The 3,646-nt window shown below is 28.9% G+C and carries 4 protein-coding genes; 2 read left to right on the top strand and 2 right to left on the bottom strand.

The features are described from left to right. On the bottom strand, positions 1–1,247 hold a 1,247-nt coding region (locus JJE11_RS16535; protein ID WP_291637603.1), incomplete at its 3' end, for an NTF2-like N-terminal transpeptidase domain-containing protein. Positions 1,248–1,444: 197 nt separating this feature from the next. Continuing rightward, positions 1,445–2,002 carry a GNAT family N-acetyltransferase gene (locus JJE11_RS16530; RefSeq protein ID WP_291637601.1) on the bottom strand — a complete coding sequence of 186 codons (558 nt, stop codon included), beginning with the start codon at positions 2,000–2,002 and terminating at the stop codon, positions 1,445–1,447. Between the two features lie 437 nt (positions 2,003–2,439). Here JJE11_RS16530 and JJE11_RS16525 point away from each other — a divergent pair, with 437 nt between their 5' ends. Next, the gene (locus JJE11_RS16525; protein ID WP_291637600.1) at positions 2,440–3,219 is read left to right on the top strand and encodes a hypothetical protein; all 780 of its coding nucleotides are present in this window, start codon (positions 2,440–2,442) and stop codon (positions 3,217–3,219) included. Between the two features lie 127 nt (positions 3,220–3,346). Beyond that, the coding region (locus JJE11_RS16520; RefSeq protein ID WP_291637598.1) for a DUF4317 family protein at positions 3,347–3,646 on the top strand (300 nt) is incomplete at its 3' end.

Raw genomic sequence — 3,646 nt, 5'->3', positions numbered from 1 at the left:
CTAAATCTATTTTTAAATGGTTCATTAGCAGCTTTCCATGCTGCTAGTTGAGTATTAGACTTATATGTTGTATAAGCATTTGAGTCAAAGGACGGCGAACTTACCATAGCCAATACCTCTCCGGTTTTTGGATTTATAGCAGTTGAAGCTCCTGGTTCCCCCTTCATCTCCTTATATATTTTCTTTTGAAACTCAATATCTACTGATAATTTTATATTTTCACCAGCTTTAGATTCTTTTTTAATAATTACAACCTTACTCTTATCCTTAACCTTAGATATATAAATTGTTACTCCATCTTCACCCTTAAGTCGCTGCTCATCCACCTGTTCTAGACCTCTTGCACCTATCATGCTATAAAAACTATAACCCTTACCGACGTTCTTTTCTAGTTCCTCAGCAGTTATAGGTCTAATGTACCCTATAAGTGACCCAAATGCTTCTCCACCTGGATATATTCTTCCTTTAGATATATTTGGCAATACTCCAACAATCTTCATAACTTCACTTATTTTTGCTGTTTCATTACGCAATATATTAATAATTGGTATAAACTGATTAGAATCTTCATTACCTTTTAATTTATTTTCTATTACCGAAGCGTCAATATCAAGTATTTTAGCCATTTGAGCTATGTTAGCATCCTTATTTTTTACGAATCTAATAGGTTCTAAGCCCAGAGTAACAATTTCATCATCTGTATTCTTAGCAAGTAATACTCCATTCCTATCAGAAATTTCTCCACGTGTGGCAAGGTCCGTAGTTACCTTAACTGTATCTCCTGAATCCATACTAGGGAATATCATTTTCTCATCCCAACCTATTGTCCACTGATTTTTATTATCGACTTTTTCCTTTACCATATTTGCCTGGTAGCCTGGAGTCGTTACTTGCCCTGCAACAGTATCCATAACTAGAGAAAATTGTATATTAACATTTTTTTTGTTCCCTTCCTTGATTTGATCTTCATTCTCCACTTTAATCGATATGTTTTTTGCCTCTATACCCTTATAAATAGCAGTATATTTATCTATAAATTGTTTTTCCGTTACTGCGCCTTTAGTTTTAACCGAAAGCATGTCGTACATACTTTTATAGTCTTTCTTTACCCAATTGTTCTTATATGTATTAAAGGTTTCAGTTGCACTAGCTCCCTTTGTAAAAAAAGTATACATAAACGCTGCTATTACTATTAAAATAATGCCTAATGTTACAAACAGAGTCACTTTCAAAGTCTTTTTTGACATTTCTTTATCACCTCTTCCTTATTATAACACTTGGAATGTTTAATTAAATATAGGAAATTATGTTTTGTATTTAGGTGATCTAGAAAAGTGTTACTCAACCTTAAAACATGAATTACTTAAATACTCTTTTTCTTTCTTAATATTGACAATAATATTTATTATAAATACATCTGCATTATAATTACTCATATTTTTCCCTAGCCCAAATAATGTAAGTTCTCTTTATGACATTCATACAATAAGAAACCTTCATTTAATATCCTAACATTAGTAAAACTTAGTTTTTCTAAAAATTTCATACCTTTATCTGAGACTGCTGTAGCTATTAATTTATCTATTTTATATCCACAAGTATTAATCATTTCTATTTTTTGCTCAAAGCTTTGTGCAATAAATTTAATTACATTTGAACCTTGATACTCAGGATGCACTACAATAGAAATTATATATATGTTGTAAATATCTACCTTGTCATAACTTCTTATGTCTTTAGGCAAAATATTTGTATCATAAATATTATCTTCTTTATATATTTTATTAAGCAAATTATCACTAATTGGAAAAAAGCATAAATAACCCACTAGCTTACTTCCATTATAAGCTAATATAAAGGAATCTTCATTTTTTTTGAATCGTGCATAAATAGTATCATAGGTTCCTTGCATATAAGTTGGATATGCCATTGAATCTAGCTTCATTACTTCTTTGATTAACTCACTATCGTTTTTCACTTTATATTTAATTTTCAATTCCATTTATTGTAATCTCCTTTTTATCTCATGTTTAGTATACGACTTAAGCTTTTATTTTAGAAAATATATGCTCTATTTGTAACCATTTTTCAAACCTAACCCGATAGGTACTATGATCAATAAAATTAAAAAAGCAATAACAGGACCTGCATAACCGCCTACATTGCCAGTAATATTACTAATCAAACAAGATAGACTACTATAGATATAACCAATGCATAATAAATTGCAAATTAGTTATAAAATATATATTTAATTATACCATAATTTGAGTATAGTTATATTTTCCCTCACATTATTTTACAAGTACCTGTCGCCCTAGTGAGTATGAATTTATAAATAATCTCTACTCTTTTACTTTGTCATACTGTATATGTAGGTGTTATAATGTGGCTATGTTTATAAAAATAGTGACAAAATATTAATGTAGGACTATTTAAATGAGCACTACCATTTTTACAATCACAAAAGGAAGGGGGAGAATTTATATAAAAAAAGATAGACACACTTTAAAGCTTACTATATTGTTCTTAGCAGTTTCGTTTTTATTATACTTCATTAACTTTATTATTTTTAAAGACCTTCACCATATAGTACTATTTATGACTGAAGACTTAGCATTTATCCCAATTGAAGTGTTAGTTACAGTTGTGATTATTGATCGAATTCTGGAGAAAAGAGACAATAGAAAAAAGAATCAGAAGATTAACATCTTAATTGAAATATTTTTTGAAGAGGTGGGAAATGAGCTTTTGTGCAAACTGGCTTCAAAAGATAAAAATTGCTGTGAAATAGGCTGTTTAATATCAGAGATAGATGAAGCCTTTGATAATGATTTTAATAGTTTAAGAAAAGCTATTGATAATCATAAGGATAACATTGAACTAGGAATAGAAGATATTTATAACATCTATGAACTTCTACAAACCAATAAAGGTGTTTTTATTAAATTCTTAGAAAATCCTTATTTAACAGAGCATGATACATTTACAGACTTAATACAAGCAATTACTCATTTGTATCACGAAATAAAATTTAGAAATAGGAATAAAACATTAAGTGAGGCTGATATGATTCACCTAAGAGCAGACGCTATAAGAGTGTATAAATACCTTTCAGAAGAATGGTTAGTATACATGGATTATATTCAAAAGGAGTATCCGTTCTTATTTAATCTTGCTATGAAAAATGTACCTTTTAATGACAAAATAATTAGTTAGCAATCTATTTGTAAGGCATTTAAGATTATTTAAAGAAAGCATAAACTGGAAGTTTGTGTTTTCTAAAGACAAACGGCTTAAACTATAAATTTACGTAAGGTTTGTCTATAAATTGAGGAGTTTATACATGAGGAGAAAAGATATACTTGAGTTAAAAAGACGTTTTAAAAAAGAAGAATGCACCTTCACTAAAATGTGTGGCTGCTATGTTAATGGAGAAAAACATACTATTTTAAAATTTAGAGAAAGCTTTCTAAATTTAGATGAAGATGAATACTTTAAATATTTAGAAATTGCTAAAAAAGTACTGTCTGGAACTATTGGGAATAATATTTTAGAACTTAACTTTTCAACTAATGAAGATTTTACAAATGAAAGACAGACTTCGCTTATGCAGCTTAAAAACAGTCAATTAAAAGATGATGCT

Origin of the sequence: Clostridium sp. (assembly GCF_016650095.1) — a bacterium.
GTDB lineage: Bacteria > Bacillota > Clostridia > Clostridiales > Clostridiaceae > Clostridium_AD.
Note: the sequence above shows the minus strand (reverse complement) of the source record. Positions and strands in the feature narration are given on the sequence as shown.

What these genes read in the sequence shown, in the direction of transcription:
- JJE11_RS16525 (WP_291637600.1), top strand. Translation starts at nt 2,440, where the DNA reads ATGAGCACTACCATTTTTACAATCACAAAAGGAAGGGGGAGAATTTAT.
- JJE11_RS16530 (WP_291637601.1), bottom strand. Translation starts at nt 2,002, where the DNA reads ATGGAATTGAAAATTAAATATAAAGTGAAAAACGATAGTGAGTTAATC.